General features: G+C 41.6%; 28 protein-coding genes. 8 read left to right on the top strand and 20 right to left on the bottom strand.

Features of this window, described 5'->3' with window-relative positions; all coding sequences use genetic code 11:
- Nucleotides 1-24: 24 nt before the first annotated feature.
- From AC4E8B_RS04570 to AC4E8B_RS04540, 7 genes are all read right to left on the bottom strand, one after another.
- On the bottom strand, nt 25-1,053 hold the full coding sequence (locus AC4E8B_RS04570) for a potassium channel family protein (protein ID WP_490217302.1): 1,029 nt from the start codon (nt 1,051-1,053) through the stop codon (nt 25-27).
- Between the two features lie 4 nt (nt 1,054-1,057).
- Entirely contained in the window at nt 1,058-2,302 is a 1,245-nt protein-coding gene (locus AC4E8B_RS04565) for a glutathionylspermidine synthase family protein (protein ID WP_490217300.1), read from the bottom strand.
- Complete coding sequence (locus tag AC4E8B_RS04560; RefSeq protein ID WP_490217298.1) at nt 2,302-2,760, bottom strand: RNA helicase; 459 nt, start codon at nt 2,758-2,760, stop codon at nt 2,302-2,304. Before AC4E8B_RS04560 ends, AC4E8B_RS04565 begins: the two co-directional genes overlap by 1 nt.
- A 16-nt stretch (nt 2,761-2,776) precedes the next feature.
- Entirely contained in the window at nt 2,777-3,175 is a 399-nt protein-coding gene (locus tag AC4E8B_RS04555) for a DUF350 domain-containing protein (RefSeq protein WP_009331584.1), read from the bottom strand.
- 37 nt (nt 3,176-3,212) lie between these two features.
- Nucleotides 3,213-3,569, bottom strand: a complete 357-nt coding sequence (locus AC4E8B_RS04550) for an aminotransferase yhxA (protein ID WP_490217296.1) — start codon at nt 3,567-3,569, stop codon at nt 3,213-3,215.
- Between the two features lie 324 nt (nt 3,570-3,893).
- A complete protein-coding gene (locus tag AC4E8B_RS04545) occupies nt 3,894-4,337 on the bottom strand; it encodes a hypothetical protein (RefSeq protein ID WP_490217294.1) in 444 nt (147 codons plus the stop codon).
- An 862-nt stretch (nt 4,338-5,199) separates the two neighbouring features.
- Nucleotides 5,200-5,370, bottom strand: coding sequence for a hypothetical protein (locus AC4E8B_RS04540; RefSeq protein WP_490217292.1), 171 nt, complete (start codon nt 5,368-5,370; stop codon nt 5,200-5,202).
- Nucleotides 5,371-5,716: 346 nt separating this feature from the next.
- Between AC4E8B_RS04540 and AC4E8B_RS04535 the strand changes: the two genes are divergently transcribed.
- Entirely contained in the window at nt 5,717-6,367 is a 651-nt protein-coding gene (locus AC4E8B_RS04535; protein WP_490217291.1) for a hypothetical protein, read from the top strand.
- Nucleotides 6,368-6,603: 236 nt separating this feature from the next.
- Here the strand turns inward: AC4E8B_RS04535 and AC4E8B_RS04530 are convergent, their stop codons facing one another.
- The 8 genes from AC4E8B_RS04530 to AC4E8B_RS04495 all read right to left on the bottom strand — a co-directional run bounded on the left by AC4E8B_RS04530 (nt 6,604) and on the right by AC4E8B_RS04495 (nt 13,240).
- Nucleotides 6,604-7,506 (bottom strand): hypothetical protein, encoded by a 903-nt coding sequence (locus tag AC4E8B_RS04530; protein WP_490217290.1) that lies wholly within the window; start codon nt 7,504-7,506, stop codon nt 6,604-6,606.
- A 5-nt stretch (nt 7,507-7,511) separates the two neighbouring features.
- Nucleotides 7,512-8,432, bottom strand: a complete 921-nt coding sequence (locus AC4E8B_RS04525; protein WP_490217288.1) for a hypothetical protein — start codon at nt 8,430-8,432, stop codon at nt 7,512-7,514.
- 226 nt (nt 8,433-8,658) lie between these two features.
- Nucleotides 8,659-9,057 (bottom strand): VOC family protein, encoded by a 399-nt coding sequence (locus tag AC4E8B_RS04520; RefSeq protein WP_490217287.1) that lies wholly within the window; start codon nt 9,055-9,057, stop codon nt 8,659-8,661.
- A gap of 155 nt (nt 9,058-9,212) precedes the next feature.
- Nucleotides 9,213-10,106 carry a sensor histidine kinase gene (locus AC4E8B_RS04515; protein ID WP_490217286.1) on the bottom strand — a complete coding sequence of 298 codons (894 nt, stop codon included), beginning with the start codon at nt 10,104-10,106 and terminating at the stop codon, nt 9,213-9,215.
- Between the two features lie 21 nt (nt 10,107-10,127).
- On the bottom strand, nt 10,128-10,877 hold the full coding sequence (locus tag AC4E8B_RS04510; protein WP_490217285.1) for an ABC transporter permease: 750 nt from the start codon (nt 10,875-10,877) through the stop codon (nt 10,128-10,130).
- Nucleotides 10,870-11,793, bottom strand: a complete 924-nt coding sequence (locus AC4E8B_RS04505) for an ABC transporter ATP-binding protein (protein ID WP_490217283.1) — start codon at nt 11,791-11,793, stop codon at nt 10,870-10,872. The genes AC4E8B_RS04510 and AC4E8B_RS04505 overlap by 8 nt, the downstream gene beginning before the upstream one ends.
- A 96-nt stretch (nt 11,794-11,889) precedes the next feature.
- Nucleotides 11,890-12,582 (bottom strand): response regulator transcription factor, encoded by a 693-nt coding sequence (locus tag AC4E8B_RS04500; RefSeq protein WP_426874413.1) that lies wholly within the window; start codon nt 12,580-12,582, stop codon nt 11,890-11,892.
- Between the two features lie 280 nt (nt 12,583-12,862).
- On the bottom strand, nt 12,863-13,240 hold the full coding sequence (locus AC4E8B_RS04495; protein WP_490217282.1) for a hypothetical protein: 378 nt from the start codon (nt 13,238-13,240) through the stop codon (nt 12,863-12,865).
- 324 nt (nt 13,241-13,564) lie between these two features.
- Between AC4E8B_RS04495 and AC4E8B_RS04490 the strand changes: the two genes are divergently transcribed.
- From AC4E8B_RS04490 to AC4E8B_RS04475, 4 genes are all read left to right on the top strand, one after another.
- A complete protein-coding gene (locus AC4E8B_RS04490) occupies nt 13,565-13,894 on the top strand; it encodes an ArsR/SmtB family transcription factor (RefSeq protein ID WP_490217281.1) in 330 nt (109 codons plus the stop codon).
- 71 nt (nt 13,895-13,965) lie between these two features.
- Nucleotides 13,966-14,832, top strand: a complete 867-nt coding sequence (locus tag AC4E8B_RS04485; protein WP_490217280.1) for a permease — start codon at nt 13,966-13,968, stop codon at nt 14,830-14,832.
- A 26-nt stretch (nt 14,833-14,858) separates the two neighbouring features.
- Nucleotides 14,859-15,005 (top strand): hypothetical protein, encoded by a 147-nt coding sequence (locus AC4E8B_RS04480; RefSeq protein WP_490217279.1) that lies wholly within the window; start codon nt 14,859-14,861, stop codon nt 15,003-15,005.
- Nucleotides 15,005-15,229, top strand: a complete 225-nt coding sequence (locus AC4E8B_RS04475) for a hypothetical protein (RefSeq protein WP_490217278.1) — start codon at nt 15,005-15,007, stop codon at nt 15,227-15,229. Before AC4E8B_RS04480 ends, AC4E8B_RS04475 begins: the two co-directional genes overlap by 1 nt.
- 64 nt (nt 15,230-15,293) lie before the next feature.
- Here the strand turns inward: AC4E8B_RS04475 and AC4E8B_RS04470 are convergent, their stop codons facing one another.
- Both AC4E8B_RS04470 and AC4E8B_RS04465 read right to left on the bottom strand, forming a co-directional pair.
- Entirely contained in the window at nt 15,294-15,566 is a 273-nt protein-coding gene (locus tag AC4E8B_RS04470) for a hypothetical protein (protein ID WP_490217277.1), read from the bottom strand.
- 226 nt (nt 15,567-15,792) lie between these two features.
- Nucleotides 15,793-16,239 (bottom strand): SgcJ/EcaC family oxidoreductase, encoded by a 447-nt coding sequence (locus tag AC4E8B_RS04465; RefSeq protein WP_490217276.1) that lies wholly within the window; start codon nt 16,237-16,239, stop codon nt 15,793-15,795.
- A gap of 298 nt (nt 16,240-16,537) precedes the next feature.
- Here AC4E8B_RS04465 and AC4E8B_RS04460 point away from each other — a divergent pair, with 298 nt between their 5' ends.
- The 3 genes from AC4E8B_RS04460 to AC4E8B_RS04450 all read left to right on the top strand — a co-directional run bounded on the left by AC4E8B_RS04460 (nt 16,538) and on the right by AC4E8B_RS04450 (nt 18,730).
- Nucleotides 16,538-17,659, top strand: coding sequence for a hypothetical protein (locus AC4E8B_RS04460; protein ID WP_490217275.1), 1,122 nt, complete (start codon nt 16,538-16,540; stop codon nt 17,657-17,659).
- A gap of 287 nt (nt 17,660-17,946) precedes the next feature.
- Nucleotides 17,947-18,165 carry a hypothetical protein gene (locus tag AC4E8B_RS04455; RefSeq protein ID WP_490217274.1) on the top strand — a complete coding sequence of 73 codons (219 nt, stop codon included), beginning with the start codon at nt 17,947-17,949 and terminating at the stop codon, nt 18,163-18,165.
- A complete protein-coding gene (locus AC4E8B_RS04450; protein ID WP_490217272.1) occupies nt 18,113-18,730 on the top strand; it encodes a GNAT family N-acetyltransferase in 618 nt (205 codons plus the stop codon). Before AC4E8B_RS04455 ends, AC4E8B_RS04450 begins: the two co-directional genes overlap by 53 nt.
- 77 nt (nt 18,731-18,807) lie before the next feature.
- Here AC4E8B_RS04450 and AC4E8B_RS04445 read toward each other — a convergent pair whose 3' ends face one another.
- From AC4E8B_RS04445 to AC4E8B_RS04435, 3 genes are read right to left on the bottom strand one after another with little or no spacing between them, the layout of a single operon-like run.
- Entirely contained in the window at nt 18,808-20,124 is a 1,317-nt protein-coding gene (locus AC4E8B_RS04445; RefSeq protein ID WP_490217271.1) for a replicative DNA helicase, read from the bottom strand.
- The gene (locus AC4E8B_RS04440) at nt 20,075-20,383 is read right to left on the bottom strand and encodes a replicative helicase loader/inhibitor (protein WP_306010429.1); all 309 of its coding nucleotides are present in this window, start codon (nt 20,381-20,383) and stop codon (nt 20,075-20,077) included. The genes AC4E8B_RS04445 and AC4E8B_RS04440 overlap by 50 nt, the downstream gene beginning before the upstream one ends.
- The gene (locus AC4E8B_RS04435) at nt 20,380-21,276 is read right to left on the bottom strand and encodes a hypothetical protein (RefSeq protein ID WP_490217269.1); all 897 of its coding nucleotides are present in this window, start codon (nt 21,274-21,276) and stop codon (nt 20,380-20,382) included. The genes AC4E8B_RS04440 and AC4E8B_RS04435 overlap by 4 nt, the downstream gene beginning before the upstream one ends.
- Nucleotides 21,277-21,854: the final 578 nt, after the last annotated feature.

The following is a 21,854-nucleotide window of genomic DNA, read 5'->3' as shown; positions in this document are numbered from 1 at the left end:
ATAGGATTAGTGCCAATCAAACCTTTATGAAATAATTTTTTGATATGTATTTTCATCGCAAATAACGAATAATTTCGCTGATTCGGGAATTATTTCATGATGACGGCGGGCTATGTCTAGAGAACTGCCGTCGGAAATTAAAGTCGCTCCTATTTCAAATAGTTCCATCGCTGCATCCCTGTATGTCCTCCAATGCGGTTTAGCCTTAATTTCGTAAAGGTTTTCCCCTTCAGAGCTTCTCAGCATCTGATTAAAAAGCTTGCTTGAACCGTGATTGATGGAGGCTTGTGCCATGAGGCGGGAGATAGAATCATTTGAAAGGATCAATTCATCGACGTTTGCGTGTTCAAACAAAGAAACGTGCTTATCTTTTTTAATTTCAACTATGGTATAGATGCTTTTCTCATATTTTTTTGAGATATGTTCCACCCTGGAAGCGATGAGAAGTGTTTTTCCATCGGAGTATTCAGCATGGTCATTTCGGTCATCTGAAAAAACGGCAACTGATTTTGCTTCAAGGATATTGGCTTTCATTAACACTTCCTCTTCAGCAGGATTTCCGCTGACAAAATGGACCCGCTCATGCTCCATCGGTGTTCTTTCAGAATGGTCAACAATGACAACATCACATTTTTGCTTGGTGTGAAGGATCTCCTCTACCACATTTTCCAATTTTTCTTTTGATGCACCAATTAGTATGTAATGCCCTTTTCCCGAATAAGTCAATCGTCCTTCCTCCTTCCATTTCCGGTACAAGCTGAAGCTTTCAAAGACTTTCCCTATGATGACACCCATTGCGCCAATGCCAAATGTGTAAAGCAGCAGCATGGTGAAGATGCGGCCAAAATCACTTTCAGGAAAATAATCGCCATAACCTACTGTGACAAGTGTTGTCATTGTCCACCACAGAGCATCAATAAAGCGCGGAAATGTTTCCGGCTCGGCTGCCCTCATCGTAATGCTGCTGAAGACAATGAGAAATAGTGCAAGAGCCGATGCTTGCAATATACTTATTTTCGTCATCTTCAAAAACACTTTATGTAGAATCCACATTTTTTCACCCCCCTTTTTTAATCCCGAACGGCAGATAATAGGAGAAATTATTTGTAATCGCTCCTCCTATTCTATATCCTGCAGCCGACGGTTTGCCGTTAAGCAGGAAGCTTCCCAATAAAAGTCTGCCCTGCTGTTTTCCCTTTTCACTATTGAAATCAGCAGCAGGGTGTTCTATATATTGCTGGTAAACTGGCAGATATCCAGTATATGATTGCTGAACGTCGGCATGGGTGAGGAAGCCCTCATGATTATATATTTCGACCGTATCTCCTTCTCTGCCAAATACAGGCTTCTTTACAAATGGCAGCCCTGACATAATAAAAATATCAGGCTCAAGATAAGTTGGAAGGAAGGATTCCTCAATCCATTCATGCTCTTCCTTTGTAAAAAACGGATGTTCCTCCATGTGCAATCCCCAAATAACCGCCTGTACCGCTTTGTTTTGCAGCAAAAATGCCGATGGCGGATTTATAATCGCAAGCTTTTCTGCCTCGACCAGTTCCAGGAGCCATAAACCAATCCTGTTTCCATCTGCATCCTCATCGGAAATTAAGTTCTCAATCGGGGAAGTCTGTCGGTACAAAATATCAATTCTGGATCCCTTTTCATCAAAAAGGCCAATTCCTCTTTGAATCTCCAGCTTGTGAAGAGGGATAAAATCAGATGTCACACCGGAAAGCTTCTGAATATATCGGACTGTTTCCCGGTCTTCCAGGTTGTCTTCATGGGCAGTAAAGACAACATGGGGGGTTTGCAAATTTAATTTCTGTACATACTGTTCAATACTCCCACGAACTTCTTCACCCAGCAGACGTTCCATTCCCTCGTTTGGGTCTTCTGCAGCAAATTCTTTGCACACCTCACCATTAACATGGAAAAGCTCTTTAATAAATGTTGGGGTATCAGCATTGATTTCGATGCATTTATAGCCAGCTCCGTATGGGATTAGGTCAAGCCGTGCAATTACGCTTTCTGTGGCAATGCTTTTCAGTCTGATGAACGAAAGCGTTTCTTTCGGAAATCCCATTTCAATAAGTGTCCGATCTGGCACTTCTCGAAGGAGGCTGCACACTTTAAAAAATATTTTGCCAATTCTTTCGCTGATAGTCCGGATACGTTCTAGCTTGGACCTTTCTATATAGGCAATATCATATAGCGCATATTCTTCCCCATATAGATCGGCCCAGAAATGATTTATTTTGCGGTAGAATCTTTTTCTTTTTTCATGGTAGAGATCTTTATCCACTATTCCTCCTCCCCAATATCCTTGATATACAGTACATATACGCCCCTATCCTCGTCGATTTCCGAAGAGGTCACTTGCTTTTGTCCAAAGCCGGGAATATCTGCAATGTCTTTTAAAAGATAACGAATGATATCAAAATGAGTTTGGCAAGGGATGATTGTAAGCAGTTTATAATTCTCCCTTTCTCGGTATCTGCGTATCTCAATATTCAGACCTTTTCCGCGGAAGACTTTTTCGTCCAGCACGCCTGAATTTCTCCCTATATCCTTAATGACGAGAATCTCCTCTTCTCCATCCATCTCGTTGGAAATAAGCTCGTACTGCTGGCCTCTCATGATAAAATAAGTGCATAGCTGCCTGGCATATAATTCATCAATTCCTACAGATTGAGCAGGATACTCATAAAAAGGTTCGTATTCGCCATTCCCTTTGTCGATATAATACGTCAGCTTTTTCATCTATTAACCATCTTTCTTAATAAGATAAGCACTTTGCGACAATCCAGCCGATTGCCAATGATAAGGAAAACAGCATGACACCTACAGCACGGTTATCATCTTCGATTGCCTTATGGATACTGAAACGAATGGTGATGACTTCTGCCAAGATGAATACGATTACCTGCGAAACGATGCCGATTATTCCCCATATGACCATGTCGAAAAGTGAGATGGAGTATTCAGCTGCAGCCCCCAAAACAATGGCAAGACCAATAATCTTTCCTCCAAGCACCAATGCTGCCGATACATTCTTTTCGGCAATCAAGCTGATTTCCTTCAATTTTGGTGTACTGATCATAAACAGAACAATTCCGGCAGCCAACAGAAGCAGCGCTACTCCTAAATACGAAGCAAAATTTACATATAAGTTCATAAACATACTCCCTTTCAATCAATTCTTTACCCTAGCCTTATCCTCCGTAGCTCTTTTTGCCACTTCCAAATCCTGAACTTTTCTCCCCCGATCCAGAATGGCTTCCCCCTTTAAAAGACGAGCTGCTTTTATAGTTTAGAAAATCCTTGCTTTTGTACAAAGCTGTTTTGTTTTTAAAAAAATGGCCTCCATAGTAATAATGTCCATAATAGCTGGAACGGCTGTCATCACATTCCCATACCCCGTCATCCTCATCCCACTCCCAATCAGTGCAGCTCGAATCCTCAGGCGGAGGAGGAATATCCTGAGACTCTGAACCACAGCCGGAAAGACCAAGCATAAGTGCCGTTGATGTAATGCCCGTCATCATTTTTCTCGTTTTTGTCAATATCATCACCCCGCTTCCTCACCCTTAATAATTTACGAAGATAAACATCAAAAGATTCGAAAACATTTATTCTCATGAAAAAGGCCATTGAAACAGCAGTTTTCTCTTTTCAATGGACGAGCCATGGGGACAGACCCCTTGGCCCAATTTCAAAAAAAGAGCCAGGGGACCTGACCCCCTGGCTCTTATTCTTTTCTTCTTCCGCAATTGGAATAGCCATTAACCAAGCCACTTGTTTCTTCTCAAAATTAATTGTTTTACATTTATCTGGCACAGATCACATTCGATAAAATTTTTTCAATGTATGACCACCAGGTTAATTACACTTATTTAATTACACATTATAAAAGTTCCTAATACCGCTTTACCCAGTTCTTCCTCCGTAATAGTTTGGGGAAGCTTTTCTGATACCTCGCCTTTTCCAGTATAGCCGTTGCAATGTTTGTTCCTAACCTTTGGTTCAAATTCAAAGTATTTGTTTTGAACCAAGAAAACAATTTGAAAAAGATGTCTTTTTGTAAATTTTCTTTCGCTCTTATCACCCGTAATACGCTTGATATCAACATCTTTCATATCTTCCATTGTGTATTCATTACTTTCGATGAGATTGAAACATTCTCTCAGCTTTGCACCCACAATGTCAGGATCAAGTGGGGGATTCAGAATTTCACATTGCTTTAGACCTCTTGATACACCGTGCTTATCGATTCCAAGCGGAACTAAAATAAGTGTATTATCTTCTACATTCTTAAAAACACCGACACTATTATCCATCTATTAACTCCCTTGTTGAGTGATGCTTACATAGTCATGGTTTGCCCCTGACTACTTTTTCCTGTTTAAAGAAATTCGTGTATAGATTCTCTTTAACGGATTTATTATCCTTCCTCTTCCACAAACCTAAAGAAAAGCGGCCTGGTTTGACAGCTGATCTGGAACATAAGCGCCTTATTCCCTTATGTGCATTATTCACAAACTTAGCTTTATCACAAGAATGCCGCCCTTTTTATGGAATTAAGAAAAGCCGGCTGCTATGCCTTTCAATTTTAAGTATGTCTCCACACTACAAAGTAAACTCTGAACAGGTGTTGGTTCTGCGATAGTTTCCAGGTTCTTTTGTGACATTCATATTATGAATCTGGCGCTTGCTGCTTTTCTATTCTCACATTTGTCATTCATCTTCTAATGTAAAGTTCTCATCAAAATCCTCGACATTATTTATGGCTTGAAATAAGTCAGGTGTAATAGTGATTACTTGATTTACATCGTCACTGACTTTATAGAAATGAAAAGCTTTCTCTGCTCTTTTTGCAGGAGTCTTATTAAAATAAGCTATATTGATTTCGGCCTTCTTAACCTTTGCTTCTTCTTTTAAGTAAATAATAAAATCAATAATGCTTTCTTTATCAACATTCGGTTCATATCTGCCTTCTAAATATATTTTATATTCATGCTGAAGATTCGGATCTATAGAGAGCAGCCTATTAATAGAAACAGCCTCCTTGTCGGGTAAAATTTCATCAAAGAATATTAATCCCCCATAAAAAGAATGAAATTTCTGCTGAAATAAGTTTTCTAAAATAGGTTCATCCCTCTTCTGAAACTCGTCTTCAATTAGTACTTTTAAATAAGTATCTCAAAAATCCATCTCATTCTTGTAAACAAACACTGTAGAGGAAGGCCCCGATTGATTTTTCGGATGCACATTAAATCGATACAAGCCTGAGCTTTTGTTAACCTTAACATTACTGATGACAAAATCTTTACCATACTTCTCTCTTAAATACTCCAACGCCTCTTCCTTCAAAGTGGAATCCTCTTTACTAATGTTTGTCCCACAACCAGAAGTTAGTAAAACTATGATTAAGATTATGAATGTTAATCTTTTAATGAGAAAAACCTCCTCAAATGGTAATATAATACACAACTATTATATTATCAGCCCCCGTTTCCCGCACTAGGAGTAAAGAAGTATTTTGTAGAAATTTCCAGCATTTTGTTGTAAATATAACACTTAAAAACTATATAATGTTTTTGGGTTATATTTCCAAACAGAGGGGGGTTTTGTTATAAAAAAGTTTGTTTTCTTATGGCCAATCATATTGTTTCTATTTACTGGCTGCCTATCTAAACCTATTAAAGAGGATTCTTCATTGAACAAAGATGCTTTGGAATACTTAGAGGAGAAATACGGAAAGGAATTTGCTATTAGCAGTGCTGAGAGCAACAGAAGTTCCGGGTTTTATAGTTTTAAGGTATATCCTAAAGATGAACCAACCATTTCATTCACCGCCTCAGCTTACAAGAATGAAAGGGATTTTAGAGATAACTATCTGAAAAGATTGACTGGTCTTCAATTTCAAAAGAGGGACAAACCTGTCATTAAGAATCTTTTCCAAGGAGAATTTCATTCATTTTATGGAAACCTTGTATTTTTTGATGAGATCGTTCCTGATAAAAACAATGTATCCATTGAGCAGCTGTTATCTGTAGATCCTAATTTAGAACATAATTATATCTTGTTTTTAAAAGGAGAATTCAATCCAACTGCAGATACTGAGAAGATTATTCAATTTCTAAAGTATCTAAAAGAAGACGTACATGTTAAACAAGGTGATGTAGATATAATTTTCTTTGACAATACCCCAAAGACATCTGCGGAGAAGGCATATCTTTCGTATATAGGAAATGAGGATGTCAGTGCAGTAATTTCTATTCCTCCAGAGGAATTTCAAAAGATAGAGACAGTAGAGGACTTTAACAAGAACGTGACTGTAGAAAAGAAGAACATTAATGGAACTTGAGAAGCAATTTTATGAGTGATAAGACATGGTGGAGCAGGCAGCCCGGTTGGAGGAGATGTATTCAGGCTTGAGGTTTGGGTGTTAAGGAGGAAGTTTACTTACTGGGATAGGCTTTGAAGGACCTTCCCTCCCTGAGGGTAAAGAGATTAACAGAAACAGATCCCCAAGCAAAAAGGAGCCAAGGGACCTGTCCCCTTGGCTTCCCCCGAGCCACGGGGACAGACCCCTTGGCTTCATTACTTAACCAGCAAATAGACCAATGCCCCAACCGTTACTACACATATCGCATAGAGTGGGATGATTAACTTTAGCATAAAGTTTCTCTGTTCTTTCAGTGATTGTTCATGATTGCTTTTTATTAATGCTAACTGTTTTTTCAAGTCGTCGTTGACCGACTTCATGTATTCATTCTGAACGTTCAAGTTTAACTCAAGTTGTTGTGTTTTTATTTTAAAACCTTCGCTCAGATCATTTATGTTGTCAGAAAGCACTTTATTCGAGCGCGCTGCTTCCTTTTTCACATCCTCGATCTGGTCACTAACTTGATCCAATGATGTGTTCAGTTTGCTTTGAATTTCCGTCCATGTATAATCAATCTTCTTATCGAGTAGTGTTACTTTCGTATTTACGGTTTGCTCAAGATTGCGAACTGATTGCTCCTTATCCTTTAATTCATTAGTTACAAACACTTTCAGGTTAGTAACCGAACTATTTGTTTGCTCGATTAAGCCTTTATCTTTTGTATACTCCTGTTTTAAGCGCTCTAGTTCTTTATCGAATTCCCCTGACATTTGGGAAAGTCCTGTGATCAATTTTGCTACATCGAGCTTTGTTGCTTTTTCCCTATTTAATTGTTCTTCTACTTGTTTAATGTTTTCATTCATCTTTGTTTTCACCTTTGCCCATGTCTTCTCCATTTTTTTCATATCGTGCTTATATACTGTCCGCTTTACCATGTAATCAGCAATTAGTAACTGATTCTCCGCAATAGAACGCTCAAATATGTCGTCTATATCCTGAAGAAATTTTTCCCGGGAAGAGTATTTATCGAGAACGCGATTAATATCTTCGTTTTTCTTATCCAATTGCTTACTATCATGAATTCCTTTTGCTCCCTGTAAAAAAGCACCTAAAACCATTCCAATCACTCCTCTAGCAGGTCTTGGCCACTCCAAACATTCCCATTCAAATAATCTACCAATACAACAATCATTCCGACAGGCGCACCAATTTTCAGCACTTTTGATAATGATGTTAAAGCATGTGCTTTTGGGGCATTTTTCTCATACTGATCCTGCTTGTCTTGATTTATGAACTTCGCTGCTTTTTTTACACCTCTTGATAGGAGAATACCCAGCCCTAATGTGGCCGCACCGTCAACTATATCGGCCGTTACGGATGCACCTTCCACGATAAGATCTACATTATCAAACAGTGCTCCTGTCCCTTCAATCAACTCGGCGAGATTAATGCCCACAACCGCGAGTCCAATGTCGATGACCGCTGCCCCCACGCATATTTTGGCCGTAATCGCCATCCCTTTTTGAAGGAAATGTAACGATTGATCCAGTACAGGCAATTGCTTTCCCGATTTTTTGTACATATTCAAACAGAGGAGCGTATTATAGGCAATTAACAATGGATTGTCATCAACAAATCCTAATGCCATTCCAGCTGCAACCGCACCTTTATAGGCCTTTTTATTCTTTTTTAAAAATTGCATTAATGCAGCTTGTCCACCAAGTTCGATAGCATCAGCAGCATTTACGGTTAACCAGTCAATTGCAGTATCCATCTCCATTCCAGTTGCCTCATAAATAGCCTCTGAAAATGGCAGGGGAATACCTTGCGGTGAAGTAAAATCCTTCAACATATGATCAAACCAAAGCCCGATTCCTTCAATCCCGTCTATATGGAATGCTTCAATTGCCCCTTCTAGATCATGACCATACTTTATTCGATGCCCCATTCCACTAACGGAATCCATCATCGCATCTACTTCCGAGCCATTATGGCCAAGATCATGAAAATTTTCTGTCAGGTCTATCAACACATCTTTGAGCACACCGATTCTCCTCTATCTAATATCTTTATCCTACTAAAATACCATATTTTTGGAGCCATGGGGACAGACCCCTTGGCCCAATTTCAAAAAGAGCCAGGGGACCTGACCCCCTGGCTCTTCTTTTTGTTGGCTCAGCTTCCCCACACTGAGGGAACATGTCCTATCCCAACCACAAAAAGAGCCAAGGGACCTGTCCCCTTGGCTCTTTTAATTTCCCCTAAAACATTTACGAAGGAAGATTTAGTTGCCACGAAACTCCGAAGCGGTCATTTACCCAACCAAACTTTTTACTGAAGCCATAATTATTTAAAGGCATAAGTGCTTGTCCACCTTCATTAAGTTTCTCATAAAGATTGTCAAGTTCACTTTCAGTATTACAAGTAACAAAGATTGAGAAGGAAGGGGTAAAAGAGAATTGATGTTTTACATGACTGTCAATACACATAAATTCTTGCTCTTTCAAGGTAAAAGTTGCCTGCATTACTGTGCCTTCTGGGCCAGCTCCATTAGCTCCATACCTAACAATGTTAGTAATTCGAGAATCCTCAAAGATGGAAGTATAAAAATTCATCGCTTCTTCTGCGTTTCCATCTTGAAACATTAAAAATGGTGTTATCTTTTCCATATTTACCCTCCTGATTTTATGTACTAAATTTATTATAGTTGATTTTCTTTTTGAACTAAACTGCCCCTTATACTATAAGAAAAGCCGCCTTTTAATGGCAGAGGACAGAAAAAGCAATAAGTCATTAAAAGAGCCAAGGGACCTGTCCCCTTGGCTTATTTCCATTCACAAACCATAGTCAATTGGTTCCCTTTTAGCTCAGCTGAGATTTTGCCGTTCATTTTTTCCATTAGGCTTTTGGCAATGGGCAGTCCGAGTCCGGTTCCTTTGCCTGTCCGGGTTTGGTCGGCTTTATAGAAGCGGTCGAACATGTGGTGTACGTCCTGTTCACTCAGTTTGTCGACGGTGTTGGAAATCTTCAATACAACCGCTGCATCTCTTTCTTCCAGCCTGATGGACACATTCCCTGTTGAGTACCGAATCGCGTTGACCACTAGGTTTTCCACGACTCTTTTAACTGCAGATGCATCGGCATCGATCATGATTTCATGATCAGGAATGTGGATGTCCGGCTCTATCTTTCTCTTTTTGAATTCCTCATAAAATCCTAATAGAGCATCTGCAATCAAATCGTTGGATCTGACCCTCTCCAGCTTCATCGGGTAATCGGTTTGTTCGATAATCGACAGCTCGAAAAAATCTTCAAGGAGGATTTTTAATCTTCCTGCACTATTTTTTATCGTTGCGATGTATTCCTTTTTCAACTCGGGGCTTAGTTCATCGGATTCCAAAAACTGAATATACCCCAGAATCGAGGTCATCGGCGTGCGGATATCATGTGAGATATGAGAGATGGCCTGTTTCAGCTCATTTTCCGTTGAGCGCTTGACTGCCTCTGCTTGTTTCGTCAGGTCAATCTGGTTATTGATTTCCTTTGCCAGTTCCTCAAAATGGCGGTCATTAAAGCTTATATCCACCTTCTTGCTTGTTTGATTTTGATTGACTTGATGAAGCTGCCGGGCTGTCCGTTTAATTTCTTTTTTCAGCAGAAAGAAACGAGTGAGGACAATGGCGAATGCAATCAGGACGATGATGAATAAATAGAGCATTGGACCTCACCCGCTTTCTGGTTACTTGATTTCTTTTCTGGTAAAAATAAAGACGCCTATTCCCCAAAACAGCAGGAACGTCAGAATCGGAATCACCACCATGAAAACCATGTCACTGCTATTCAAGGTCTCTACGATGCTGATGTCATAAATCAGCTTAAAAACAGAATGATTGAGTATCGGTTCAAAAAACGGCACTTTGGCTGCCAGCACTTGCAGCGGCCAGTCAGCAAATATAAAGAACATCAATAGAAACCCTATCGTTTTTCCACTGTCGGTGAACAGGATTGAAAAAATCGCCATGATGGAGGCAAAGGCAGCTCCGTATAAAACAATCAGCCCTATGGTTTGAAGGTAATAGGAGAGTTCAGGCATACTGTCAAATCCGAAATAGACAGCACTTGTCCCCGTCATCACGACGGGTAAAATCAAAGATATGATGACAGCTCCAATGGAAAACACAAGTAACTTCGCAGAGTAGATACTCAGCCTGCTTTTTCCTGAAGATACGATGCTTTTCATCGTCCCTATGGAGTATTCACTCGTAATAAAGAAACCGGCGAGAATACTGGGGATCAGCTTCACTATATTGGCATGTGGTCCAAGAATGCTTTCCTTGTAATAATCACTTACTGCCGGCAAACCTGATGCACCATTGTCGAATTCTATAAGAGGAAACAGCACTGCAAGCGCAAGCAGCATCCAGCTCAGGAATCGGAATGATCGATCTTTCTTTAATTTATACCACTCTGTTCTCAGTAAGTTACCCATGCTGGACACCCCCGATGCGATTTGTGAAATACGTTTCCAAATCTTCTCCCATCGGCATGAATTCTTCGATGATCAAGCCTTCATCGGTTAACATTTTGGAGACTTTTCCTGGTGTATCAACAGAGGCAAACAGTTTAATCGTTCCACCCGGCATCACTTCAAAATCCTGCGTAGATAACCGGCTTTCTATTAAAGTTGCCGCCTTGCTTGGATCATCTACTTTGATATGCAAATACTGCTGGCATTTTGCTTGAAGCTCTTTCGCAGATAACTGTTCCAGCAGCTCACCTTTATGGATGATGCCATAATGTGTGGCCAATAGATGCAGCTCACTTAAAATATGGCTTGAAATAAAAATCGTGATTCCATATTCCCTGTTCAGTTTTTTAAGAAGCTCGCGAATTTCCACAACTCCCATAGGATCCAGACCATTGATAGGTTCGTCCAAAATCAAAAACTCAGGATCTCCCAGTAAGGCAATCGCCAGTCCGAGGCGCTGCTTCATTCCTAAAGAAAAATTCTTCGCTTTCTTTTTTCCTGTATCCTGCAAACCAACCAGCTTAAGCGTTTTGCCGATGCACTCTTTGCCTGGTATGCCTTTCAACAGACGGTGTGCTTCCAGGTTTTCCTTGGCCGTCATCTGGGGATATAAGGCCGGCCCTTCAATAATGGTTCCGATTCTCTTTCTGGCCTCGATGATATCCTGTTCATTGCTTTTTCCAAATAACTCAAACGTCCCTGAGGTAGGATACGCAAGTCCTGTTATCACTCGGATCAGCGTGGATTTCCCGGCACCATTCTGTCCGATGAAACCATATATAGAACCTTTTTTTATCTTCACGCTCACTTTATCGAGCGCCATATTCTTTTGATATTTCTTCGACAACTGGCTGGTCGTCAATACATAGTCATTCATGAAGAGTTTCCTCCTTACGTCATTATTCAACTTTGAACACTTTTAACTATAAGAAGGAAAACATAAGAAACCCTTAAATAAATCCTTAAGAAAACCTTAAGATTTGAGCTTGTAGCCCATTCCCCAGACTGTTTCAATATACTCTTCATCACTATTTGCTTTCGCCAGCTTGCTCCTGATATTGCTCAAATGGACATTGATCGTATTTTCATCTCCGTGATATTTTTCATTCCACACGCTCTCGAACAAGTTCGCCTTGGAAAAAACCTTATGAGGGGACGACACCATTAGAAGCAATATATCGTATTCCCTGGCCGTCAATTTAAGCTGAATCCCGTTCACGCTCACAGTCTTAGCGTCCACATCCACAATAATATCCTTATGGGTCAATTGATTTGTTACCGGCGTACCCGACAGGTCCCGGTATCTTCTCAGACATGAATCAATCCTGGCAGATACCTCTTCAATATCGAAAGGTTTGGTTATGTAGTCATCAGCCCCGGCTCTTAACGCATGAATTTTTGATTGAGTCTCAAGCTTCGCCGAAATGATGATGACGGGTATATTGCTCTCATTCGTCACCTTTTTCAGGAGCTCTTCACCGGATAATCCAGGGAGCATCAGATCAATCAGGATCATATCCCACTTCCCGGAATCCAGGTATATCAAAGCTTCCGTCCCGGAATAAGCCGGCTTCGGCGAATAGCCGCTTTTGCTCACAATATTGCACAGCAGGCGATTAATATCCTCATCGTCTTCGATAATTAAAATATGTACCGTATCATTCATTGTAATCATCCTCATATTTATTAACCTTATCATTTATTGAATGGCGGGGAATGTCAAGTTGGTCGAAGGCTGTAAGGAAGAAGACGTTTTGTCTGAAAACTCAGTGGCTTATCTGAGGTACACTTTTCGTCATTAGGCGATAAATATTCTGTCAGAGGCGGTACATGTCAATGGCTGTAATCATGGAGTAATAGATTTCCCTCCCTAGTGTATAGAGATTAACAGAGACAGGTCCCCATTCTAACCACAAAAAGAGCCAAGGGACCTGTCCCCTTGGCTATCATTGTTCATTTCTCATTAGCTTTAAATGCCAAGGTAAAAAGAAAACAAACACGAAAATGAATACAGGTATGGAGTACCATGTGTTCCACTCCTTGTTTACCATGTACCCTGATGCCACAGCTCCCCATTCAAGTAGATAGGCAGCGGCCACCCACAACCATTTGTATAGTACAGACCTATTTCCCGTCAAAAAATTTAGATAAATTAAGCCAATTGCTAAAGGAATAAAAGATATAAAAATGTAGTCAATTAGATCAGTATTTGTGGAAGGGCCGATTTGAAATGCTTTAAAAACATCTCCAACTAATGCATCTCCAAGCCAAGCACCAAATCCAACAATCCCTGTACTATAATATATCTCTTTAAAAGTCAGCATTTTGGGCATAACCAATATAACCAACAGAGAAATTCCAGTAATTGTATATGCGTACCACATAAAGTCTCACGTTCCCTCCAAAGACTACTTCCTATCGCTTTTCTTATCCTTAAAATTCCCTTATCAATTCTTGCTTATACAAGGTAGCCTGATACGCCTGCCCGTACTTTCCTTGCTGCCTATGAAGTGAAAGCCACAGGGACAGACCCTTCGGCCCAGCATCAAAAAGAGCCAAGGGACCTGTCCCCCTGGCTGATGGTTGACATTAGAAAATATTGGTTATAAAATGATTACATCAAAAGTTTTTGATGAAGAGGTGATAGAATGGATGTTCAGCTTCCGCTCCAGGATGCAGCCCAAGAGAAAGTGTTTGAAACGTACGAACTGAAGTTTAAAGCAATCGCAGATAAAAAGAGATTGCGCATCATGAACATTCTCACGGAAAAAGGCGAAATGTGCGTATGTGATCTTGCTCCGCTTATGGATATGACTCAGTCAAAATTGTCATATCACTTAAAGATTTTACTGGATGCCGAAATTATTACAAAGAGAACTGAAGGCACCTGGAGTTTTTATAAACTCAATCAAACAGAAATAAACCACTTATTATCAGAGGAGCTTTGCTGCCTTTTCCGCCCGAATTCCAGTTGCTAAATTTTTTTTAGAGTTATCATCATTTTTTTTTGATTAATACATCAATATTTTTTGATTAAGTAGGGGTTACTGTGTGGATTGAAACGTTAAAAAGTTTTTTGTACATCGCTGCTGAATTAACTGTTTTATTCATTGTTATTTCCTTTGCCATCAGCCTTTTGCAGGGATATATCCCCTATGAAAAGATTGAAAAGAAACTTGCTGGAAAGAATCGTTTCATCGGTGCATTTTTTGCTATCGTGTTTGCTTTCATCACTCCTTTTTGTTCATGCTCGACCATTCCAGTAGTCGTGAACATGTTAAAGAAGAAGATGCCTTTCGGGATTGTCATGATATTCCTCTTTGCTTCTCCCGTTCTTGACCCTACCATCTTAACGCTTATGGGAGTGGTGCTCGGATGGAAAGTGACCATCATTTATACGATCCTGACCACCCTATTCTCCGTCCTTATTGGATTCACACTTGAGGCGTTTGGGGCTGAGAAGTACGTCAAAAACGTCGTCATGACAGGCTATGAGGGAAGAACACAGAAATTCAACTTGAAATTGGCTGCGAAAGAAACCGTGGACCTTATGAAAAGTGTTTACCCTTATCTGATTATCGGTGCAGCCATTGGTGCAGTCATCCATGGATTGGTTCCAACTGAATTTATTTCTTCCGTTTTTGGCAAAGATTCCTGGTGGCTTATCCCTATCGCAGCAATTGTCGGCGTGCCGCTATATATCAGGCTTTCAAGCATGATTCCAATTTCTCAAATCCTGATTATGAAAGGAATGGCATTAGGACCCCTCATGGCCATGATCATAAGCTCGGCGGGGGCAAGTCTCCCAGAGGTTGTCCTTTTAAAATCGATCTTTAAGAAAGAACTGGTTGCGATGTTTGTATTGTCAGTAGTTGCAATGTCCACTGCTTCTGGCTTCATTTTTTATCTTATCTAAACATTTTATATCTGAAGGGTGATGTTATGTTTAATATTTTCAGGAAAAATGGTAAAAGTTCAAACTGCTGCCATGTAAAAATCGAGGAAGTAAAAGAAGAAAAAGACGATTGCTGCAAGGACTCTGAAAAACAAGAATGCTGTTCTGCAGAAGATGAAAAGGAGTGCTGCTAATGACTGTTAATCATGGAGGTACACTAAAGAAAGAATACTTTCTGTCCTATCTGAAATTAGTCATCAGTTTTCGGCATTGTAGTGTCATTGAAGCAAAAGACTTAGCATTTGAATTGTTCTTCAAAAACGATAAGGATGCTTTTGGGAACGAGACATATAGTAACTTTTTAAAAGCTGTTGCTGAATTAAGCAATGAAGAAACGCCTTGCTGCCTTGCAAGGTAAGCCACAGGGTCAGACCCCTCGGCCCAACGTCAAAAAGAGCCAAGGGGTCTGTCCCCTTGGCTCTTTAATCCTTTGGTTGATTCCTGACTGAAGATTCTTCCTTAGTTACTCTATCCTTAGATTGTTCTAAATCGAAATTCTGCTCGATTCTTATTAGCGTATGGATTAATTCCTCATCTGCGTCTTGCGCAATACGTTCTAACCTTTTAATAATTCTCTCTGCTGCCTGCATATCGATTCCATCATTACGTATTGTTATCGTTTGTATTAGATATGATTTAACCCGATCAACGTCTCTCAGTATATTTGTCAATAACTCAAATAGCTCTTTATTCACAACCCTCCACCCTTTTTTGATCTTAACTGTGATTTTGTTATTTCTTTACCCACGATGCCAATAACTTATGCAAAGCCGACTTTAGTATCCAACTATTTCCTTATTTTCTCTGGCTTATCCCAGAAACGGCATCTAAAAAGCCACAGGGTGAGCCACGGGGGGAGCCACAGGGTCAGGTCCCTTGGCCCACCATCAAAAAGAGCCAAGGGACCTGTCCCCTTGGCTTCTATAATAATGCTCTAAGCTCTTCTGTCATTTGTTCTACTAATTCAGGTCTTCCGTGAAACTGAGCAGGAGTATTTTGGTATAGCTGAATCCGCCATTTCCCATCTTTTTTTACCAAAATAAGAGTATGATGGGTGTTTACCTTTGGGTTGATGTCTTTTGATTGAGGAGGTACCATTCCTGCAATTGCTCGTAAAAGCACTATGTCAGAACTAAAAAACTGTACATCTTTTACTTTGCTGACAAATCGAGCAGTTTGATGATGCTCAAAGATTGGATTAAGGTGAGAAAATATTTCCTTCCTGCTGATAGATTGGCTTCCATCAAATCCAATGCTTTCACCATCTTCAGTAAATAATTCTGACATTCCACGAGCATCTTGACTATTCCAGGCATCCAATAGTTGTCCGTATACTGCTTGTACCTCGTTGGAAGAGCTGCTTTCCATACTATTCACTTCTCCTTAAACATTTACATATTTACTAATAATCCTAAAATAAATTAAATCCTTATTCAACATTAGAACTACTTTACTTTCGAGCCATAGGGTCAGGTCCCTTGGCCCGGTTTCAAAAAGAGCCATAGGGACAGGTCCCTTGGCTTTGAGGCGATACACCTCAATGGATGTTATCATAGAGTAATAGATTACCCTCCCTAAGGGTATAGAGAATAACAGAGACAGGTCCCCCATCCAGCCACAAAAGAAGCCAAGGGACCTCTTATAAATTTTTATTAGGTGGGATTACGTGAATAAGAGATTGAGAACAGGGGCTTGTCTGGCAGCCATCCCCTATTTGATGTTAGCAGGCTGCTCGCAATCGGTATCGTCGTCAGAAGAAGGATCAAAGATGCTTGAAGAGTCGAAGCTGCCTCTTAGTGAGATGCAGTATACGCTTGATGAAGCTGCAAAGTCACCCAGGTTTGCACGTGAAGCTTCATATAAAGCAATCGAACCTTCTCAAGGGGCAAAGCCGTTGAAAACCCATTATACAAGCCAGCAGCTTGAGGAAATGCCAAAGACACAGGCACATGGAGGCAGCACGAAAAGAAGCGTTCCTTTAGGCCAGACCCTGGCAGCTGGTGCCAAGGATCAAACAGACGGACCGCTGAAGGAACATAGAATTGTTTCCTATTACGGGCATCCCAATTCGAAAAACATGGGGATCCTGGGAGAATACAGTCCTGAAGTCTTTATGGAAAAATTGCTGGCCCAAACCAAGGAATATTCCGAACTGGATCCAGAACGGCCAGCCATCCCGGCGATTGAACTGATTTCGACCGTCGCCCAGCGGAGCCCTGGAGATGATGGTGATTACATACACCCGACAGCCAGTGAAGATATTGAAACATATGCGAAATTGGCCGAAGAGAACAACGCCCTGCTGATCCTGGATATCCAGCTTGCCCGTGATACCGTCATGAACCAGGTGAAATCGGTGGAAAAATACCTGAAACTGCCTTTCGTCCACCTAGCCATCGATACCGAATTCCATGTCAAAGAAGGAGAAATTCCCGGAGTGGATCTAGGCACAGTCGATGGGAAAGAAATTCAAGAGGCCATTGACTATGTATCAAACCTAACAGCCGAAAATGGACTGCCCGACAAAATGGTCATCGTCCATCAATTCGCAGGAAATGTCCTCATCAACAAGGACTCCATCCATCCTACAGACAACACAGAAGTCGTCATCAACTTCGACGGCCATGGATTGGATGCCATCAAAAGAGCCGGATACAATGAATTTGTGCAAAAGCAGCCCATTCAGTACGGCGGGTTCAAAGTGTTTTATAAAAAGGATGAGCCGCTGATGACACCTAAGGATGTATTGGAATTGGATCCTGCTCCGGGTTTTGTTAATTATCAATAGAAAAGAGCCACGGGGCTTGTCCGGGCCGGGGGGACAGACCCCTTGGCCCAGTTTTATTAAGAGCCAAGGGATCTGTCCCCTTGGCTCCTTTAACCAAAAAAACAAGACTGAATATATTATAAAGAATGTTTAATGTATGAGAACAAAGTTTATTCGTCAATAATAAGGCTATAATTAAATATGGGAAAGCTTGAACATTGCATTGCAATCTCAACACCCGCAAATGTATAATTTATGTAATAAATGTCAAGCTGTTACCATATATTTTCAAAAACGGTGGTGATAGTGTGGACAACAAGGAGGAAAAAAAAGGTATGGTTAGTAATACCGCTATTCAGACTCCTGTTAGAAAAGTTCAACCATCCGAGGCATACTACGATGATGCAAATGAATACGACTCTGTTATAAATTGGGCTTTGAACAAGGAAAAATCAAAAGACCCAAATATTGACCGTGTTAGAGAAAAATTTTCAGCATTTAAAAATAGGCGGCATAGAGGATTTTAACATGTTTCTTACTTCCAACATGTTTAATAACCCTCACTTTGACGAGTATACGGAAAAATTTATTTCAATTGACTTACAATCCTCAATCAGCGATTTCAAGTGCAGTGACGAACCCGCTGTTGAAAATTTCTTAAAAAACGAAGCTTTAAATCTCCATAAAACTAATACAGCTAATACCCGATTATTCTTCGATTTGGAAGGTAACTTAGTCGGGTATTTTACTCTGTTTAATGATATTGTTTCTCTAGGAAAAGGGAAAAAGGAGAAGCTAGGTTGGCAGCTGGAAATGATTAAATACTTTCCAGCTGTACGACTACATTTCATGGGTGTTGATGAAAATCACAGAGGAAAACGTATAGGTGAGTATCTGCTTATGCGCGCCTTTGAAATTACCCAGAACATTTCTAGAGAATCAGGCTGTAATTTTTTAACGGTAGAAGCTTTAAATAGCGCTGTCAATTTTTACGAAAAATACGAGTTTAAAAGATTGAGTACACCTACTAATTTTTATAAACTTATGGCTTTTAAAATTGATGAGCTTGACATGGAATCAGAAGACCTCTAAATGGTGCTTAAGAATCTCTTTATAAAGTTGTGACAACTCAAAGAGCCAAGGGACCTGTCCCCTTGGCTCTTTCCTCCTCACCCCCAAAACCGCCCAACCTCCTTCTCAAACCCCAGCCTCACCATCCCCACCGGCCCATTCCGATTCTTCGCAATATTAACCTCCACTTCATTCCCCACCTCACTCTTGCTGTCATAATAAGCATCCCTATACAAAAACAGCACCAAATCCGCATCCTGCTCAATATTGCCAGAATCACGCAGATCAGAAAGCCGGGGACGTTTATCCGCCCTTGACTCCACTCCCCTGGACAGCTGCGACAAGAGGATGATCGGAATCTTGAATTCCTTCGCCATGCTCTTCAGCTGCTTGGTGATGTACCCGATGCAAAGGTCGTGGCGGTCGAAGCGCTCTTTGACGGTAATCAGCTGCAGGTAGTCAATGACGACAAGGAATGGCTCGGTGGGATGCTCGCGCTTCAGGTTCATGATATGCTGGCGGATTTCCATGAGGGTGACGAGACCGTTTTCCTCCACAGCCAAATTGGTTTTGTAGACGCTGTTCATGGCTTCCTGCATCTTCCCCATCTCTTCAATCGACAGGTATTTATGTGGATTATGCCATTTCATCATGTTAATGCCGGACAGGCTGCAGAGCAGTCGCTGGAAGATTTGCTTGGCGCTCATTTCCAATGAGAAGACAAGCGATATCCCGTTCCTGCTTGCACACTCCCAGGCGAGCTGGATGGCAAGCGCCGTCTTCCCCATCGAGGGCCTTGCCGCGAGGATGATGAGCTCCCCTTCCTTCCAGCCTCCTGTCAGCCCATTCAGTGTTTCAAATCCAGTGTCCACGCCCGGGAGTCCTGTCTGCTGCTCATAGAGCGATTCATACAGCTGCAGCAAAAGGTCATCTTTTGTCACTTTGTCTTTGTTATGAAGCGTGTGGTATTGGATGAGCGTCTTATAAAGCTCTGCCGCAGATTCAGGGGTAAAATCGCCAAGGAAATAGTGCGCGGATTTGCGGATCAGGCCCAGCTGGTAGTACTTAAGAACAATCTGTTCATACTGATCAAGATTGGCCGCCGTCGGACAGCTGTTGGCGACTTCGACCAGATAACTCACACCACCTGCATTCTCAATCTGGTCGCCCAGCTCTTCCACCAGCATGACCATATCAATCTTCAGTTTCTTGCTCTCCAAGGCCCTCATCGCGGAAAAAATCAGCCGGTTCTCCGCCTGTGTGAAATGCTCCGGTCCCAAAGTCAGCTGCTCAATCACCTGAGGCTCAAGCAGGACTGCCCCAAGTATCATGCTTTCTGCCTCCAGCAGCTTCTCCCTCGGCTGATCACTCCTCCCAAGGCGGTCGTAGTTTATCCCTATACCTTCTGTCCCCAATCTTCTTCTCCCCTTCCCGTTCCCATTCTTTCATCATGTCCAGCACCGTTGTCTCCGTCTCGTCCCTCACATAAAGATGCGCCAGTGCTGGCCGGTAAGAATTTTGCCTGATATAAGCATCCAGCCGCTGCTTCACGGCCGGATACCTGCATTCCGATAAATGCCGATGCCAGATCTCAAGGGTATCAAGGTCCATCCGCTTTCCGGGAAAAGCAAGATGGATTTCCTTGATCACCCTGTTGAACTCCTCCAGCGTCATGCATTCTCCACTCTCTCACCCAAGGCGGCAAGCGCCTCTTCCAGCCTCTGCTCCAGCACCTCAGGCGGTTCATACGATTCCAGGATCTTCTCCAGATATTTCGGGCTGTTGATCGTATCATGCACATCGCCCTGCTCCACCTTGTCAAACTGCTCATCCATAAACGCTGTCAGCTGCTCAGTCGAAAGCGGAAACTCACAGATTCTTTCAATCGCTGTCAAATCCATTGCTGTCAGGAAAAAGCCTTTGCCTCTCCTCACCATGAAATGTTCAGCAACAGCAGCGTTTTTTGCTCTCCGGACATCTTCGGAGATGCTGTTGTTGTTGTTGTTGTTTTTATTCTTTCTTTTCTCTCTTTTATTTCTTTTCTCTATTGTGTCTTCAGGTTCGATTCGCGAGTCCTCCACGTCCGATTCACGTGCAGGCGGCAAAAAAGGATCCTGTCCGTTTTCAGCCTGTACTTCTGCCGTATTTTTCGCTTCCACTTCAGCCAGTTCACGGCCATCTGCTGGTTCCTCCACCCCCATTTCAGCCAGTTCTCGGCCATCCGCAGGTTCCTCCACTCCAAGCACCGTAAACAAAAACCCATGCGGAAACCGCTCCGCCGTAATCAGACCGAGCTTCTCCAGCCGCTTAATCGAACGCTGAATCCGCGAATGACTGTAAAAATCCTTCTTCTTCACATTATAAAACCACAAATCCTCCCGCAGCAGAGTGATCGAACGGACATACTGCCCAGCATTCAGCACTAACTCACCGCACGGCACCTCATCCTTCACCATCGCATCACTCTTCAGCAGCAAATACAACCGCAAATCCTCCACATGATGAAATACCTCACTCCATCGAACCTGCCTCTCAAACTGCGTCCACCCATTCATCTGCATCTGCATTTCCCAATCACTCCTTTTTGTTTGTTCACCTCTTATATATAGATGTGAATGGGAAATGGACATGGTGGGCGGAAATTTTTTTTGGTTGTTCGAGCCAGGGGGGTCAGGTCCCTCGGCTTTTTTGTGCCACGGGGTCTGGTCCCTCGGCTCTTTTTGGAAGCCACAGGGTCAGGTCCTCTCGCTCTTTTCAAGGTTCAGTCAAGATTCTCACCAACTTTTCAGGGAATATATGTTAATATCACCCTATAAAACTCATTTCACTTACAAAAAGATTCTTAGGAGGAAGAAATAAGAGTTGGTCAACAGCTTCTTAACAGATTTGAAGGAATATCTACACCGGAGGAATTAGAGGAACTAAAAAAGCGTCAGATGCTGCACAAGAGGAACTTTGCACACTACAGTCACAATATCCAAACTGCCCGGAATACAGCCAGTGAAGCTATTGAAATATATGTCAAATTGGCCGAAGAAAACTACGCTCTGCTGATCCTGGATAACCAGCTTACCCGTGATACTGTCATGGACCAAGTGAAATCGCTGAAAAAAAAAGAGCCAAGGGGTCTGTCCCCTTGGCTCTT

The organism is Bacillus sp. SRL543, from assembly GCF_984799205.1.
Note: the sequence above shows the minus strand (reverse complement) of the source record. Positions and strands in the feature narration are given on the sequence as shown.

Coding starts and splice junctions, on each gene's coding strand:
- AC4E8B_RS04520 (WP_490217287.1), bottom strand. CDS start 9,057: ATGGAAAAGATAACACCATTTTTAATGTTTCAAGATGGAAACGCAGAA.
- AC4E8B_RS04530 (WP_490217290.1), bottom strand. CDS start 7,506: ATGGTTTTAGGTGCTTTTTTACAGGGAGCAAAAGGAATTCATGATAGT.
- AC4E8B_RS04465 (WP_490217276.1), bottom strand. CDS start 16,239: ATGGAAAGCAGCTCTTCCAACGAGGTACAAGCAGTATACGGACAACTA.
- AC4E8B_RS04555 (WP_009331584.1), bottom strand. CDS start 3,175: ATGAACTTATATGTAAATTTTGCTTCGTATTTAGGAGTAGCGCTGCTT.
- AC4E8B_RS04515 (WP_490217286.1), bottom strand. CDS start 10,106: ATGCTCTATTTATTCATCATCGTCCTGATTGCATTCGCCATTGTCCTC.
- AC4E8B_RS04570 (WP_490217302.1), bottom strand. CDS start 1,053: ATGTGGATTCTACATAAAGTGTTTTTGAAGATGACGAAAATAAGTATA.
- AC4E8B_RS04475 (WP_490217278.1), top strand. CDS start 15,005: ATGACTGTTAATCATGGAGGTACACTAAAGAAAGAATACTTTCTGTCC.
- AC4E8B_RS04435 (WP_490217269.1), bottom strand. CDS start 21,276: ATGCAGATGCAGATGAATGGGTGGACGCAGTTTGAGAGGCAGGTTCGA.
- AC4E8B_RS04495 (WP_490217282.1), bottom strand. CDS start 13,240: ATGCTGACTTTTAAAGAGATATATTATAGTACAGGGATTGTTGGATTT.
- AC4E8B_RS04500 (WP_426874413.1), bottom strand. CDS start 12,582: ATGAATGATACGGTACATATTTTAATTATCGAAGACGATGAGGATATT.
- AC4E8B_RS04480 (WP_490217279.1), top strand. CDS start 14,859: ATGTTTAATATTTTCAGGAAAAATGGTAAAAGTTCAAACTGCTGCCAT.
- AC4E8B_RS04505 (WP_490217283.1), bottom strand. CDS start 11,793: ATGAATGACTATGTATTGACGACCAGCCAGTTGTCGAAGAAATATCAA.
- AC4E8B_RS04550 (WP_490217296.1), bottom strand. CDS start 3,569: ATGATATTGACAAAAACGAGAAAAATGATGACGGGCATTACATCAACG.
- AC4E8B_RS04510 (WP_490217285.1), bottom strand. CDS start 10,877: ATGGGTAACTTACTGAGAACAGAGTGGTATAAATTAAAGAAAGATCGA.
- AC4E8B_RS04560 (WP_490217298.1), bottom strand. CDS start 2,760: ATGAAAAAGCTGACGTATTATATCGACAAAGGGAATGGCGAATACGAA.
- AC4E8B_RS04545 (WP_490217294.1), bottom strand. CDS start 4,337: ATGGATAATAGTGTCGGTGTTTTTAAGAATGTAGAAGATAATACACTT.
- AC4E8B_RS04490 (WP_490217281.1), top strand. CDS start 13,565: ATGGATGTTCAGCTTCCGCTCCAGGATGCAGCCCAAGAGAAAGTGTTT.
- AC4E8B_RS04440 (WP_306010429.1), bottom strand. CDS start 20,383: ATGACGCTGGAGGAGTTCAACAGGGTGATCAAGGAAATCCATCTTGCT.